Raw genomic sequence first — 14859 nt, forward strand, 5'->3', positions numbered from 1 at the left:
ACTGAATGAGGGTAATTCCTAAACTTCGAGTACTTCTACGCCAAATAAGTTCATTTGGTTTACATCATTGTTTGGGCAATACCTTCAATATCAAGAGTTAGCTCGACAATTTGTGAAGCAGGGCCAAGATCATAGTCGATACCAAAGTCTTTTAAGGCTATTTCGGTAGTGCCGTGGAAGCCCTGACGCACGCCGCCCCAAGGGTCTTTGCCGCCGCCAATTTCAGTTACCGCAATCGTTACTGGCTTGCTCACTCCGTGCAAAGTCAGGGTGCCAATCAGCTCAGCCTTACCGTCGCCAAGCGCTTTAAAGCTAGTGCTTTTAAAGGTGGCAGTGGGGTATTTGTCGACAGCCAAAAAGTCTTTGCCGCGCAAATGCTTGTCGCGCTCGGCGTGGTTGCTGTCGAGGCTGGCGGTTTTAATGGTGACGTTTACGGTCGAAGCCTCAGGTTTTGCGGGGTCGTAATTAAAGCGGCCTTCAAAGTCATTAAAGCGACCGTATAACCAGCTATAGCCAAGGTGCTTAATTTTAAACTGCACAAAGGCGTGGGCGCCGGCCGTGTCGATTTTATATTCGGCAGCGTGCAATGCGCCGCTGAATCCCAATAGTGCGGTGAAGCCTAATGCAATTAACTTTTTCATCGTTCACATTCCTTTTGTGGTGTTTGCGTGGTTGATTACGGTTTAGGGTTGTTTGCGTCTCGGCCCAGCATTTTGATCAGGGTCGAATCGCGGTTAATAAAATGATGTTTTAACGCGGCAAGTGCGTGAACACCAGCCAATAAAATAAGCACCCAAGCGAGAATTTCATGAATTTCGCCGGCGATGTCCTCTTGGTCAGGTAAGCCGTGTAATGTCGCCGGCACATTAAATAAGCCGAAAACGTCAATGGGACGACCGTCGGCGGTAGATATTAAATACCCTGCGACCATCAGCGCCAGCATCAGAGCATACAAGGCGTAATGGGTGAGGTGCGCGGTGATGCGCTCCCAGGCTTTTAGGGCGGGGTCGTCGCTGGGGCGAATATTCATGCTGCGCCAGCCAATACGGGCCACTAAAAGGATAAATAATAAAATACCAATGCCCTTGTGGATGCTTGGCCCGTCTCGATACCAAGGGTCGTAGTAAGACAGTTGGCGCATCCAAATACCTAGCGCGAACATGCCAATGACCGCCAAGGCCATAAGCCAGTGCAGACTAAGGCTTACCCAGCCGTAGCGGCTAGCGGTGTTCTTTGCTGGCATAAGGTGTGCTCCCCTTTGACCTGATGTTGCTGTTGCGAGCTTTGCACAATGGCTGTGGGCTATGTCACGCCGGTAATGCCGCTTAGTCAACAATCACTCGTTTTCACTACGATCTTGTTATGGTCTGAGTATATAAACAATAAATTAATAGAAAAGTGCAAAATTTAGGGTGAATTGATCAGTTTATTAGATTTAAACCTCTCGGCTAGATTTGAGATCTTGATTTTTACACAGTATGAAAATATGTCTTGAGCAAATTATTGCGAGCAAATATACTTGATAGATATTTTACTATTCAAGTATTAGGGTTGATTGTTATGGAATTGCCAGTCTCTCTGAGTTTGTTAACCGAACTCGCGTCTTTGAGCTCTGCGTTTATAAAGCAAGCGGATCGGAAGCTCAGCGCACACGGTATTAGCTTTGCGGAATTTATGGTCATGCATCATTTGAGCAAGGCCGCTGATCTCACCATGAGCCGCACTGAGCTTGCGGATGCGGTGAGCTTGTCGCCCTCGGGTATCACTAAAAAATTAAACCCCATGCAAAAGCTGCATTTGGTTGAAAAAGAAGTGAATCAGCGTGATGCGCGTTTTAGCTTGGTTAAGCTAACGGCGACGGGGGTGGAGATATACAACGACGCATTAGTTAGCTGTATTCACTGCGCCAATGACTTAACCGAGAATGTCACCGGCAAACAGCTGAATACCCTGCTCGAGATCTTCGCAAAATTAAAATAGTGGCCTTAGCGCCCTGCGAGCATATTTGCCAAGCGGTCGACCTCGGCAATTTCTGCGCTCGCGGGCACTAATTGAATTTCGTCACAGCCTAGGGCTTCTATCGCATCCAGTCCGTCTTTAATGGCAATTGGGTCGTGCATGGTCATAGTCTTGGCGATGTTGCGGGCATCCTCTTCGCCAAAGGTTTTTAGATAGTCGAATACATAATCGCTCAAGGCCGCTTCGGCATTGTTTGCTAGCGAATACCAAAACCCCGCCATGCGGTAGGGTTTGTCTTGCCGTCCAGATTCCTGCCACGCGGTATCGGCAGAGGTGAAAAAGTGATTGATTAAGTCGGCGTTGCCATCCATCGCAAAACCGTACAGGCCGTCGGCCCACTTCGACACTCTTTGGATGCTTTTGGGGCCCATCGCGCCAACCAATATTGGTGGGCCACCTGCTTGCACGGGGTTTGGGCCAATTTCCTCAAGGCCGTCGAGCAGCTCACCGCGCCATACCTTTTTCATGGTCGCAATTTGATCATCCATTGTTTGGAAGCGATTTTTAAAGCTGGCCTCCAGTGCTGCATAGTCCTTTTCACGCCCGCCAACGCCGACAGTTACCGTGACACGACCCTCTGACAAAATGTCGAGGGTGGCAATTTCTTTTGCTGCTTGCACTGCGCTGTGCATGGGCAGCACATATAAGGCGGGAATAATGCGCACGCGCTCAGTGGCCGCGGCAGCGAAGGCCAAGATATTACGCATCTCATAGCTGTAGCCGGTGACGCGCTCACCGCAGGACAGACTGTAAAACGGGCCTTGATCGATGATTCGGCACCAGTCTTTAAAATTTTGACGACTAATACCGCGCTGCATATAGGGAAGACAAACACCGATTTTCATACGTATTCCTGCGTTGTTTTTATTTTCTTATTCAAGGACTGGTGGGCCTTAACGTGCCCCGCCTTGTGAGTGCGTGGTTGTTTTGTGAAAGCTGTGAGATTATCAAATACATAAGCCAAGAAAGAGATAATCGGTATGGATGATTTTTTGATATTCGCCAAATTGCTCGATGGCAATGGTGGCGCTCGAGATGTTAGCGCCGAGGAGATAGCCCAGTGGCAGCCGGCACAAGGTTTGTTGTGGTTGCACTTTGACTACAGCAAGGCGGGCACATTGCAGTGGTTGCAGGAACGCAGCGGCCTAGACGATATTGCGATAGCTGCACTGGTCGCCGAAGACACGCGGCCCCGCGCAACCTCCCATGCCGGCGGCTTGCTCATGGCTTTACGGGGAGTGAATATGAATCCCGAGGCAGACCCAGAAGACATGGTGTCTATTCGGCTCTGTGTTGATCAACATCGAATAATTAGCTCTCGCAAGCGTCGATTGTTGTCGGTTGACGACATTGTTGAGAGTTTCGCTGACGGCGAAGGGCCACAGAACAGCGCTGATTTTGTCGCCATATTGTGTGACCGCTTAGTGCGTCGCATGGCGGGGCCAATCGATACCGCAGAAGACAAGGTAGATGAATTAGAAGAAATGCTGCTGGGAAGTGCCCGCGCAAAATTACGCAGCGAACTTGGTCAGGTGCGACGTCAATCCATTGCGCTGCGCCGCTATCTTGCCCCGCAGCGCGAAGCCCTAAGCTGGGTGCAGAGCGAACGCCTGCCGTGGTTTGGTGATGTTCAGCGTTTACAGGTTCGTGAAGTCAGTGATCGCCTCGCTCAATACATCGAAACCTTAGACAGTATCCGCGAGCGGGCAGCGGTGAGTCAGGAAGAATTAGTAAATCAAATATCAGAAGAATCCAATAGCCGCATGTATGTGCTCTCAATTGTCTCTGCAATATTTTTACCCTTGGGCTTTGCTACCGGCTTGCTCGGTATTAATGTGGGCGGAATCCCAGGCGCTGATAATAGCGATGCATTTGCAATATTTATTGGCATTTTAGTTGGCATATCAGCGGCGTTGCTGGTGTTTTTTCGGTATAAAAAATGGCTATAGATTTCATAGATGTGGCGGCACTTTCTATCGCGCCATTAAAGTGGGCGGGGGTGCTGAGTACTATTGCGGCCGGCGCGATCATTGGCTTAGAGCGGCAAATAAGAGGCAAGCCCATTGGCATTCGTACCGCCGCCCTTATCTGCTTGGGCACCTATGTATTCATGGCGATGGCGGCATCAGTCGAGAATGGCGTGACGGACCCCTCCAGGGTGATCGGTCAGATAATCACCGGTATTGGCTTTTTAGGTGCAGGGGTGATTTTGTCCCGCGACGGTATGGTCATGGGTGTTACGTCGGCGGCGGCAATATGGGTGTTGGCTGCAATCGGCGTCATGATTGGTTTAGATAAATACGGCCCCGCATTACTCATTGCCTTGATTGTGGTGGGCATCTTGGTTGGCGTCGATGTGCTGGAAAACAGTTTTCATTCCCTGCGCAAAGGTGTACATCAAAAAATTACGGGGCGACGCTATCAGAAAAAGCCGCCACCGGAAAAGTGAATGGTGTGTTGACTAAGCCGAATAGCATAAAGCGGACAGCTAACAATCTTAAAGCTCTCAAATCCCAAGGCTGTCGGCAGGGCTTAAAACTCCCTTTCCGCCGCGATTGACCACGTGTGTATAAATTTCCGTTGTTGAAATATCGGAATGCCCGAGAAGCTCCTGGATCGTCCGGAGGTCATACCCGATTCGAGCAAATGTGTGGCAAATGAATGCCTCAAACTGTGTGACTTCGCGGGTTTATTGATACCAGCAGCTTGCACGGCTTTCCGAATTTGTTTGGACAAAGCTGAGGGGTGTAAGTGATGGCGACGCAGAGTACCCGACCTTGGGTCTTTGCCGATTGTTGTTGACGGGAACAAAAACTGCCAAGCGATATCCGTGGCTGCACTCGGGTATTTTTTGCTCAAAGCGTTCGGTAGATATACCTCGCCATAACCGTCAAGAAGATCCTGAGTATGTAGTCGTTTTACATGGTCTATTTGCTGTATCAACCGCGACTTGAGTCGTTGAGGTAGCATTGTGGTGCGATCTTTATCGCCCTTGCCGCCACGGACAAAAATATTATTGCTGCCAAAGTCGATAGTTAAAGAGAGATTTGGCAGATATTTTTAGTGATGAAACATTACCGCCTTTGTTATATGAAATGCTACATGACTTGCTTACTGCATTACTTCGTGAAGAAGAACGGGTAGACAGCTTGGATAAGCGTATAAGCAGTTGGGTGAATAGTAATGAAATGGCTTCACGGCTGACACGGATAGATGGCATTGGCCCGATAACCGCATCGGCAGTGGTTGCAACTGCAGGTAATGCGTCCGTGTTTAAAAATGGTCGCCAGTTCGCCGCATGGTTAGGGCTTGTTCCTCGGCAGTATTCTTCTGGGGGGAAGAACAAGCTAGGGCGAATTACAAAGCAAGGTGATCGATATCTGAGGATGTTATTAATCCACGGCGCTAGAACGGTGTTGCTCATGTCGAGTCGAGGTCGTGGGCAACATAGTGACTGGATCGAATCACTCAGGTCAAGAAAACCGGATAATGTTGTTGCCGTAGCGTATGCGGCAAAGCAAGCAAGAATGTTATGGGCAATAATGGCAGGAAAGCCAGAACCGGTAGTAGCATAAAGAAGCGACTCATCAACGATTGCATGATAAGTTGGATGGAAAGCGGCAAAGACCGTACGTAAGCGGAGCCTGATAACAGTTTTGGTTCTACAGAAACCGATTGAATAATGAGGTTCTTACGTGCAGATGTCATCCTGGTCAATGAGCGTGCTCATAGAGACCGAATAGATAAATGCAGTCTAATGCTTGCTAGAAAGCCAGATTATCGTTGCAAAACGGAGAGAGTCCATAGATAAAACTGTTAGGCAGAAACAAGGCTAAAGTATGAGCGAAAAATTAAATCCAGACGAATTATGCCCGTGCGGCACAGATTTAATCTACCAGGACTGTTGTTGGGACAAAGATTTCGACTGGGTAATAAATGATGAAGGTGAATGCGCAAGAGTAATACCTGTAAACGCTGATGTCGAAGAAGCTCTGGATAATGCTCGCAAAGTGTTTATTGATATATTTGGTCGCGAGCCATACAAAACTGATCCAATGTTTCCACTCAAATACTTTCATAATGAAGATGACTTAGAGCGCGAAACGATCAAAATTATGCGTGAATCTGGTATGCGGCCAGAAATAGTGTATGCATATGAAAAGACTGGCGGCTTACTGGTCACTGAAGAAAACTGGAATATGTTGCCCACAAAGGATCAGGAGCTTTGGGATGAGGCTATAGATGAGTATTTTTATCTACAGGACAACCCTCCCGAAGAGGATCAATTCGAAGCAGCTGGTGCAGCAATAATTGAAGACTTAAGAAGAATGATAATTGTCTTCGGCTATATTTTAGAATACGGACAGAGCGAGAGCTATAAAGGTGATTACTCTCACTCCAAATATATATCAATTGATGAATATGCTCTAACGTGTGCTGCTCGAAGCTTCAAAACGTTGAGAGCTATTAAATTCCTGCTTGATAACAGTATAGGGGCAGATTCTCTTGCATTAGCAAGAAGCATCTATGAAAGTTACCTCCACATTGTCTTTATAAAGGCCCACTCGGAAAAAATTGAGTCATTTTTTGCACTACAGCTTGGCATCAAAGCAGGAACACATGTATATGCCAAAAACAAGAAAGGGAATGTCGATAGGCGTACAGTCATACGGATAGAAGATGGCGCATGCATGGACGGCCATATATCTATGTACAAGATGGCGTCTTCAAGTAAAGAGCCACTTGATACTGAGATTTTTGATAGCTTATATGAATTTCTGTCAGAGTTCTCTCATGCAGGACTTTCGTATCTAACAAAAACAGATTCTGTGGATATTACGAGAACGGAGCTTCAATTCGAGGCAGTATTTTACACTTCAACATTTTCGATCTTCATACTTGAGCAGTTGGTAGACCTTTCTATATTGACTGAAGAGGCCAAGAAAGATATTGAAGTAATCACAAAGAGCGTAAGTAATAACTTATTAACGTTCTTACGCGAAGCTCACGAAGAAAATAACGATAATCCAGCAATAAAGTTAATTAAATCGAGAATACAGAAAATACATGAACGAGAGTGTAATGCCTAACAAGGCCATCAAGATTGACGTCTTTTCCGTTGTTTGTTTTGTGGCTTAACGCTACGCTACCACAAATCAAGCAACTCCAAAGCCGCAGCTTATGGCGGCGTTGAGGCTGTAGATTTTCTCTTAAAAACCAGTGTTTTTTGCTAAAATCAGGCATCTGATCAGGGAGTGATGACATGCCCAAGTTCAAGCCTTACGACTACAACCAAGATGCGATGGTTGTTTAATTTTGCCGAGCAAATCCAGCCTGGTACCTTCGAGTTTACGCTGCACCATCTCATAGAAAATCATATTGATCTGTCAGCGTTCTACGACAAGTACAACAACGACGAAGGCGGTCGCAAAGCATACGACCCAGCGGTGCTGCTGAAGATTATCCTCTTTGCTTATTCCAAGGGGATCACTTCCAGTCGGGAAATCCAGTGGCAGTGCGAGCACAATATTATCTTTAAGGCGCTGTCCTGCGATTCGGTACCCCACTTCACGCTTATTGCCAGTTTTGTTAGCAACTACCCCGATGCCATTGAAGCGGTGTTTGAGGAAGTTCTGCTGGTCTGTGACCAGCAAGGCTTGCTGGGTTTGGAGTTGCTTGCCATCGACGGGTGCAAAATGTCGTCCAATGCGGCGAAAGAGCACTCAGGTACTTTTGACGAACTCGCACAGAAATCCGCCAAACTCCGCAAACAGATTCAGCACCACATCAAAGAGCATCAGCGCCTGGATGCACGTAAACCCAACGAGAAGGCGCGCCAGCAACGGGCCGAGCAGGCCGCCAATACCCTGTTCAAGCAGTATAAGAAAATCAACGATTTCCTAAAGACAGCAGCCCCAAGGATGGGGCAGGGACAACGGCCAAAGGAAGTAAAAAGTAATATCACCGACAACGAATCCGCCAAAATGCTGACCAGCAAAGGCACGATCCAAGGCTATAACGGGGTAGCCACCGTGGATAAAAAGCACCAGATCATTGTGGATGCCCAAGCCTTTGGCGAAGGTCAGGAGCACCATACACTCAAGCCTGTTCTAGGCAGAGTCGAGAACCGCTTCGAGCGCTTAAACATCAATGCCTCCATCTATGGAAAAGGCTTGATTATCACCGCTGACACTGGCTTTGCGAATGAAGCCAATAACGAATTCCTGAAGAAGAACCGGATTAACGCCTACATCCCCGACAATCAATTCCGTCAGCGTGATCCAAAATTCAAAGATCAGAAAGCCAAGTACGGGAAGCGCCATCGGGACACAGTGAAAGGCCAGAAGTCAGTCATTCCGGCCAGCGAGTTTACTCTCAATATTACAAAGAAAACCTGCCATTGCCCGACAGGAAAAGAGATGTGGCTGCACAGCGAAGGCACTACCACCGGCGGCAAACTCAAGCTCAGCTTCGAGGGCAGGCTCACCGACTGTCGCCACTGCCCAATTAAGACTGACTGCATGCGCAACCCAGCATCAGCCGATACACGGCATGGCCACGGTCGCCAAGTGGCCTTCACTATTGATAGTGGCAAGACGGCGACAGAGTGGATGAAAAAGCGGGTCGACAGTGCCAAGGGCAAACTGATCTACAGTCACCGGATGTCTGTAGTGGAGTCAGTATTTGGTAACATCGGTACCAACAAAGGCTTGAACCGCTTCTCGCTGAGGGGCAAAGACAAGGTTCAAGGACAGTGGCAGTTGTATTGCTTAGTCCACAATATTGAGAAGCTCTCCCGCTATGGTCGAATCGGGTTATATTAGGCGGAACAAGGGCCATTTACAGCTCAAAGTGGTGCCTCAGAACAAAACGAAGCGGCTGATAGAAATCCAAAGGAGCAGGAAGCGTTGTGAAGAAATCCGAAAATAAGCAAGATTTTGAGGCGCGAGGAATCATGCGTTCTGCTAAATCAGAAAATCTACAGCCTCGTTAAGGCCCTTGACACCACCATCCGCCTTTTACAAGCATCGGCCCTCATGTGAAATCTACTTTGCCAAAATGTGGTCAGCGCCAATGTTTACTATAGATTGCCTAAAGCAGACGGCGTTTGTATTAAACGCCGTTTGGGTGGGGAAGCTTACGGATGTGACTGCATTACAGCTTCAGCGATACTCTTAATTGGTTCTACCTGGTTCATGCTGTAAAAATGAATACCCGGTGCGCCGCCTTCCATCAAAATATGGCAAAGCTCGGTCACAAATTCTGTACCGAAATCAATAATACTTTGTTGGTCGTCGCCGTAACCTTCTAACTTTTTCGACAGCCAGCGAGGAATTTCCGCGCCGCAGTTGCGGGAGAAGCGCGCCAGATTGTTGTAGTTAGTGATTGGCATAATGCCGGGGTATATAGGCTTGTCGATACCGGCTTTGTCGCAGGCTTCTAAAAAGTAGAAGTAGGAGTCTGCGCTGAAGAAGTATTGGGTGATGGCACTATTTGCGCCGGCGTCCAGTTTATCTTTTAAGAATCTAATATCCGCGTCGTAACTTTTTGCGTCGGGATGAATTTCTGGATAGGCCGCGACTTCTAATTGGAAGTGGTCGCCGGTGTGCTTGCGGATAAACTCAACAAGTTCACGAGCGTAAACCAAACGGGNTGCGCCCATGCCAGAGGGAATGTCGCCGCGCAGTGCAACAATGCGATCTATGCCCGCATCTTTGTAGCTATTTAATAATTCTAAAATATCAGACTCGTCATCGCCGCCAAAAGACAAATGTGGCGCGACGGATAAGCCAGCCTTTTTAGTTTCTAATACAATGCCGCGGGTATTGTCGCGGGTTGAGCCGCCTGCACCATAGGTGACAGAAAAAAACTCAGGATTAAGCGCCGCTAATTGGCTGCGGGTGTCTTTTAACTTCTCGCGACCGGCCTCGGTTTTGGGCGGGAAGAATTCAAAGCTGTAGCGATTGGACATATTCAATTCCAGTGCTATTCGCAGCTAGCTGCGAATTAAATAATTGATTGAGAGGGACTGAAGTCAGAGGTCGGATGTCTGACGCAAAACAGAGCAGGGTCTGCGCGTCTGACATCCGACGTCAGTCTTCCGACTATCTAGTATTTATAGCTCTCTGGCTTAAACGGCCCTTCAACGCTAACGCCGATGTAGTCAGCTTGAGTTTTGCTGAGTTTGGTTACTACTCCACCGAAACCAGCTACCATGTCGGCCGCTACTTCTTCGTCTAGCTTTTTAGGCAATACTTTTACGGTGATGGCATCGGTTTTTAGGCTGGCGTCGATGTCAGCAAAACGGCGCTCGTAGAGGTACATTTGTGCAAGTACTTGGTTGGCGAATGAGCCATCCATGATGCGGCTTGGGTGGCCTGTTGCGTTGCCTAGGTTTACCAAGCGACCTTCCGAAAGCAGGATTAGGTGGTCGTTGTTTGCCTTATTGCGGTGAACGAGGTGAACCTGTGGTTTTACTTCTTCCCACTCCCAATTTTTGCGCATAAAGGCCGTGTCAATTTCGTTGTCGAAGTGACCGATATTACATACTACACAGCCGCTCTTTAGGCTTTTAAGCATGTTGGAATCGCAGACATTGACGTTGCCGGTGGTGGTTACCAGCAGGTCGGTGTTGCCCAAAACCAAACTGTTGATGCAGGCTTCGCTGCCATCGTTAACGCCGTCGATATAGGGTGATACGACTTCGTAGCCGTCCATGCAGGCTTGCATTGCACAGATTGGATCGACTTCAGTAATTTTAACAATCATGCCTTCTTGGCGAAGTGATTGTGCAGAGCCCTTGCCCACGTCACCGTAGCCAATAACCAACGCCTTCTTGCCAGATAACAGGTGATCTGTGCCGCGCTTGATGGCATCGTTCAAGCTGTGGCGGCAGCCGTATTTATTGTCGTTTTTCGACTTGGTCACCGAGTCATTTACGTTGATGGCAGGTACTTTTAGCTCGCCCTTCTTCAACATTTCTTGTAGGCGGTGAACACCTGTTGTGGTTTCTTCGGTAATACCGTGAATGCGATCCATCATTTGTGGGTATTTCTGGTGAAGCAGGCCGGTTAAGTCGCCGCCGTCGTCCAGCACCATATTGGCATCCCAAGGCTGGCCATCTTTAAGGATGGTTTGCTCTAAGCACCACTCGTATTCTTCTTCGGTTTCGCCTTTCCATGCGAAAACTGGAATGCCTGCAGCGGCGATAGCAGCAGCTGCGTGGTCTTGGGTAGAGAAAATATTACAAGATGACCAGCGCACTTCTGCACCCAGCTCGATCAAGGTTTCGATCAACACGCCGGTTTGAATCGTCATGTGAATACAGCCTAAAATTTTAGCGCCAGCCAACGGCTTGTCCGCACCGTATTTATTGCGCAGCGCCATCAGCGCAGGCATTTCACCCTCGGCAATGCTGAGTTCTTTGCGGCCCCAAGCGGCTAGGCTGATATCTGCTACTTTGTAATCGGTGAATGTAGTCATGTTGTATTCCTCATTTTAAAATCGTGGTCGGACGTCTGGTGTCGGATGTCTGACGAAAAAGACGCTAGTCCTCAGTTTTTAATTTTCGTTTTAAGCTACTTAGCATCGCAAAAATTTTGTCGATGCTATTTTGTAACTCACTAATTTCTTCTAAATACTGTAATTTCAGTGCAATGAGCAGCTGCGTTTCTACTTCCAACAAAGAGCCATTCGCGATATTTAAAAAGCGTATAAAATCTTTGTCGCTTTGGCGGCCAGAGCCTTCCGCAATATTCGACGGAATGCTTATCGCTGCTCTTCGTAACTGTTGGCAAAGCCCAAACCGCTCAGTTGTTGGTAATCGCTCTGTGGCGCGATATACCCCGACAACTAAATTCATAGCCTCTTGCCAAACCAATAATTTTTGATACTTCCGCCGATCCATGGCAGTACTCCATGTTTTACGTCAGACATCCGACCTCAGACACCCGACTTAGCTTCAAAGCGCTGCTTTCAAAGCTTCAGCCCGATCCGTCTTCTCCCAGCTAAACGCAGTGGCGGTTTCTGATTTGTCTTCGCCATTTTCCTTAAAGTTATAGGTCAACTCGTAAGGGTCGCGACCGAAGTGGCCGTAGGCCGCCGTCGGTTGGTACATGGGGTGAGCCAGGTCGAGCATTTTGGTGATGCCGTAGGGGCGCAGGTCGAAGACTTCGCGTACCGCAGCAACTAATTTCGCGTCGCTAACTTTGCCAGTGCCGAAGGTGTTGATTGAAATTGAAGTGGGTTCCGCAACACCAATTGCGTAAGACACTTGAATTTCGCAGCGATCAGCTAATCCCGCAGCCACTATATTTTTGGCAACATAACGACCCGCATACGCCGCGCTGCGGTCTACCTTCGATGGGTCTTTGCCGGAGAATGCACCGCCGCCGTGACGGGCCATGCCGCCGTAGGTGTCGACGATAATTTTACGGCCAGTTAAACCGCAGTCGCCAACTGGGCCGCCGATTACAAATTTTCCGGTGGGGTTGATGTGAAATTTGGTGTCTGCGTGGAGCAGTTCAGCCGGCAATACGTTTTTAATAATTTCTTCACGCACGGCTTCTTGTAAATCAGTCTGCGAAATTTCTGGGTTGTGTTGGGTAGATAGTACGACGGCGTCTACAGCAACAGGTACGCCATTTTCGTAGCGCAGGGTAACTTGGCTTTTTGCGTCTGGACGCAACCATGGCAGCACGCCATTTTTGCGCAGGTAGGCTTGGCGCTCAACAAGGCGGTGAGAATAAAACAGCGGTGCTGGCATTAACGATGGGGTTTCGTTGGTGGCGTAACCAAACATTAAACCTTGGTCGCCGGCGCCTTGGTCTTCTGGTCTGGTGCGGTCGACACCTTGGTTGATGTCGACAGATTGCTTGCCGATAGCGTTAAGCACCGCGCAACTTGCACCGTCAAAGCCGACGTCTGAGCTGTTGTAGCCAATGCCGGTGATAACGTCGCGAATAATATCTTCTAAGTCTACATAGCAAGAGGTGGTCACTTCGCCAGCTACGATGGCCATACCGGTTTTAACCAGCGTTTCTACCGCTACACGGGCGTGTTTGTCGCGGGCGATAATCGCGTCGAGCACGGCGTCAGAAATCTGATCGGCCATTTTGTCTGGATGTCCTTCCGACACCGACTCTGATGTAAATATGCTGTAGTCAGACATGTTGCGAGGTCCTCTGTTTTAGTTGCCGGCGTTGTCTTAAACGCTGCGGTTTTTGGTGTGTGCTTGAATGTGATCCGGTTTTACAAATTGCCGAACCTGTACGCGAAATCCATTTAGTTGGGCTAAATACGCAGCGGGGCCGTCCTGCAGGCCGCTTGCCTGTGCCCACTCCGTTAAGTCGTCGGGCTCAAAGCCCAGCCACAAATCGCCGCAGGCATCCCGCGCCCAGCTTTGGTCGTGACGACATAAATCAGTGACGCAAAATATGCCGCCAGGTTTTAACAAGCGGGCCGCGTCTTTAAATATTTCTGCTGGCGATGGCACATGGTGCAGCACCATATTGCAAACGACGCAGTCTGCCGCGTTTTCTTGCAGGCCGGTGTCGCGGCTGTCACCAAGAATGAACGATACGTTGTTCAGTGCTTGTTGGTTTATAAATTCATTGGCGCGCTTAAGCATGGCGTCGGCGTTATCCACGCCAATAACGTTCTCATAGTGTGGCGACAATTCTGCTAAAAAGGCGCCTTCACCGGGGCCGATTTCAATGGCCAGCTTGCCGCCAAGTGCTTGGCTGCTACGCAATAGTTCCAAGCAGCTTTGCCCGTAAACACCGTAGGCGACCATTTGTTCTTGCTGTTCACCGAACTCACCGGCGTGCTCGGCAAAAAATGCCCGCGAGCGTTCAGCGCGTTCTATGTATACCTGCTCTAGCCGCTCTTGCTGGTCTATCGCCAAGCTAATTAAGTCGGCACTGGCAAGCATGGCGTCGTGAAGCGTGCTCAGTTCGGGATGGCTCGGCGTATAAGTCCGGCGGTAAAACAGGCTGTTGCCTTCGCGGCGCTTGGTAATAAGCCCTGCGACGGTCAGTGTTTTTAAATGGTGGCTCATGCCTGATTGGCGGCAGTCCAAAATATGACACAGCTCCTGAACCGAGTAGGCGTCGCGGCTTAGCACCCGCAAAACCTGTAAACGCAAGCTATCCCCGCCCGCTTTGCAGAGTTGCAGAAGCTCGGTATCTAGCGCAGTGCTTTTGGTTTCGGTCTGGGCGGCAGCTTTCATGCTGCGCAGTGTAGCAGGGCTTTTTATCTATATCAAAATATATTGATATAGATTTCTTTGGCGTCAGTCGTCTGACATTCGACGTCTGACGTTTTTATAAATACTTTAGCCAGTCATTGGTGAATTGATCTATCTGGCCGTAAACATGCTCAAAGGCCTCCATGCTTTTGCGGTAAGGATCGGGAACAGGCTGATTTTGTGACCATTTTCCCAGTAAAAAAGTTTTGCCGCTGACCTGTTGGGCAAGGTCGGTGACGCCTTTAATGTGACGCTGCTCCATTACCAAAATTAAATCTGCTTTGAGTAGCATCTCGGTGGTGAGTTGGCGGGCGCGGTGAGCGCTGGCGTCAACACCTTTGGCGGTAAGTAATTGCCCTGCGCTGGGATCTATTGGTTTGTCGACTAATGCGCCGAGGCCAGCAGAGTGAATGATGATATTGGGTTTGTGAGCGAGCTTGTGTTTAAGCAGGTATTCGGCCGACGGGCTGCGGCAAATATTGCCGATGCATACCATCAAAATATTGTTGAACATGGGGTTTTGAGCCTGATTTGTTCTTTGAGTGGGTAATTTTCGCCCTAGCCGCTTAGCTGCGCAAGTAAATTGGCCATTT

14 protein-coding genes and 2 pseudogenes are annotated in these 14859 nt (G+C 48.7%); 6 read left to right on the forward strand and 10 right to left on the reverse strand.

Features of this window, described 5'->3' with window-relative positions:
- Positions 1-59: 59 nt before the first annotated feature.
- Positions 60-641 (reverse strand): YceI family protein, encoded by a 582-nt coding sequence (locus GVJ32_RS12985; RefSeq protein WP_159240529.1) that lies wholly within the window; start codon positions 639-641, stop codon positions 60-62.
- A gap of 35 nt (positions 642-676) precedes the next feature.
- Positions 677-1243 carry a cytochrome b gene (locus GVJ32_RS12990; protein WP_159240530.1) on the reverse strand — a complete coding sequence of 189 codons (567 nt, stop codon included), beginning with the start codon at positions 1241-1243 and terminating at the stop codon, positions 677-679.
- Positions 1244-1560: 317 nt separating this feature from the next.
- Here GVJ32_RS12990 and GVJ32_RS12995 point away from each other — a divergent pair, with 317 nt between their 5' ends.
- A complete protein-coding gene (locus GVJ32_RS12995; protein WP_159240531.1) occupies positions 1561-1980 on the forward strand; it encodes a MarR family winged helix-turn-helix transcriptional regulator in 420 nt (139 codons plus the stop codon).
- A 5-nt stretch (positions 1981-1985) separates the two neighbouring features.
- On the opposite strand, the gene GVJ32_RS13000 is transcribed toward GVJ32_RS12995, so the two are convergent.
- On the reverse strand, positions 1986-2864 hold the full coding sequence (locus GVJ32_RS13000) for an LLM class flavin-dependent oxidoreductase (RefSeq protein ID WP_159240532.1): 879 nt from the start codon (positions 2862-2864) through the stop codon (positions 1986-1988).
- Between the two features lie 135 nt (positions 2865-2999).
- On the opposite strand from GVJ32_RS13000, the gene GVJ32_RS13005 reads away from it, so the two are divergent.
- Positions 3000-3968 (forward strand): zinc transporter ZntB, encoded by a 969-nt coding sequence (locus tag GVJ32_RS13005; protein WP_159240533.1) that lies wholly within the window; start codon positions 3000-3002, stop codon positions 3966-3968.
- The gene (locus tag GVJ32_RS13010) at positions 3959-4468 is read left to right on the forward strand and encodes an MgtC/SapB family protein (protein WP_159240534.1); all 510 of its coding nucleotides are present in this window, start codon (positions 3959-3961) and stop codon (positions 4466-4468) included. Before GVJ32_RS13005 ends, GVJ32_RS13010 begins: the two co-directional genes overlap by 10 nt.
- A 57-nt stretch (positions 4469-4525) precedes the next feature.
- Here GVJ32_RS13010 and GVJ32_RS13015 read toward each other — a convergent pair.
- Positions 4526-5052: pseudogene (locus GVJ32_RS13015) on the reverse strand (tyrosine-type recombinase/integrase); the annotation flags it as partial.
- A 62-nt stretch (positions 5053-5114) separates the two neighbouring features.
- Between GVJ32_RS13015 and GVJ32_RS13020 the strand changes: the two are divergent.
- The 3 genes and pseudogenes from GVJ32_RS13020 (at position 5115) to GVJ32_RS13030 (ending at position 8843) form a co-directional block, all read left to right on the forward strand.
- The gene (locus GVJ32_RS13020; RefSeq protein WP_435808084.1) at positions 5115-5594 is read left to right on the forward strand and encodes an IS110 family transposase; all 480 of its coding nucleotides are present in this window, start codon (positions 5115-5117) and stop codon (positions 5592-5594) included.
- Between the two features lie 264 nt (positions 5595-5858).
- Positions 5859-7109 (forward strand): DUF5677 domain-containing protein, encoded by a 1251-nt coding sequence (locus tag GVJ32_RS13025; RefSeq protein ID WP_159240536.1) that lies wholly within the window; start codon positions 5859-5861, stop codon positions 7107-7109.
- A 173-nt stretch (positions 7110-7282) separates the two neighbouring features.
- Positions 7283-8843: pseudogene (locus GVJ32_RS13030) on the forward strand (transposase).
- Between the two features lie 314 nt (positions 8844-9157).
- Here GVJ32_RS13030 and metF read toward each other — a convergent pair.
- The 6 genes from metF to GVJ32_RS13060 all read right to left on the reverse strand — a co-directional run bounded on the left by metF (position 9158) and on the right by GVJ32_RS13060 (position 14780).
- On the reverse strand, positions 9158-9991 hold the full coding sequence (gene metF / locus GVJ32_RS13035) for a methylenetetrahydrofolate reductase [NAD(P)H] (protein WP_159240537.1): 834 nt from the start codon (positions 9989-9991) through the stop codon (positions 9158-9160).
- Positions 9992-10128: 137 nt separating this feature from the next.
- Positions 10129-11502, reverse strand: a complete 1374-nt coding sequence (gene ahcY, locus GVJ32_RS13040; RefSeq protein WP_159240538.1) for an adenosylhomocysteinase — start codon at positions 11500-11502, stop codon at positions 10129-10131.
- Positions 11503-11566: 64 nt separating this feature from the next.
- Entirely contained in the window at positions 11567-11926 is a 360-nt protein-coding gene (locus tag GVJ32_RS13045; protein ID WP_159240539.1) for a four helix bundle protein, read from the reverse strand.
- 54 nt (positions 11927-11980) lie between these two features.
- Positions 11981-13189 carry a methionine adenosyltransferase gene (metK, locus tag GVJ32_RS13050; protein WP_159240540.1) on the reverse strand — a complete coding sequence of 403 codons (1209 nt, stop codon included), beginning with the start codon at positions 13187-13189 and terminating at the stop codon, positions 11981-11983.
- Positions 13190-13225: 36 nt separating this feature from the next.
- Entirely contained in the window at positions 13226-14248 is a 1023-nt protein-coding gene (locus GVJ32_RS13055; RefSeq protein WP_159240541.1) for an ArsR/SmtB family transcription factor, read from the reverse strand.
- A gap of 94 nt (positions 14249-14342) precedes the next feature.
- A complete protein-coding gene (locus GVJ32_RS13060; RefSeq protein ID WP_159240542.1) occupies positions 14343-14780 on the reverse strand; it encodes a low molecular weight protein-tyrosine-phosphatase in 438 nt (145 codons plus the stop codon).
- Positions 14781-14859: the final 79 nt, after the last annotated feature.

Source organism: Zhongshania aliphaticivorans (assembly GCF_902705855.1).
GTDB lineage: Bacteria > Pseudomonadota > Gammaproteobacteria > Pseudomonadales > Spongiibacteraceae > Spongiibacter > Spongiibacter aliphaticivorans_B.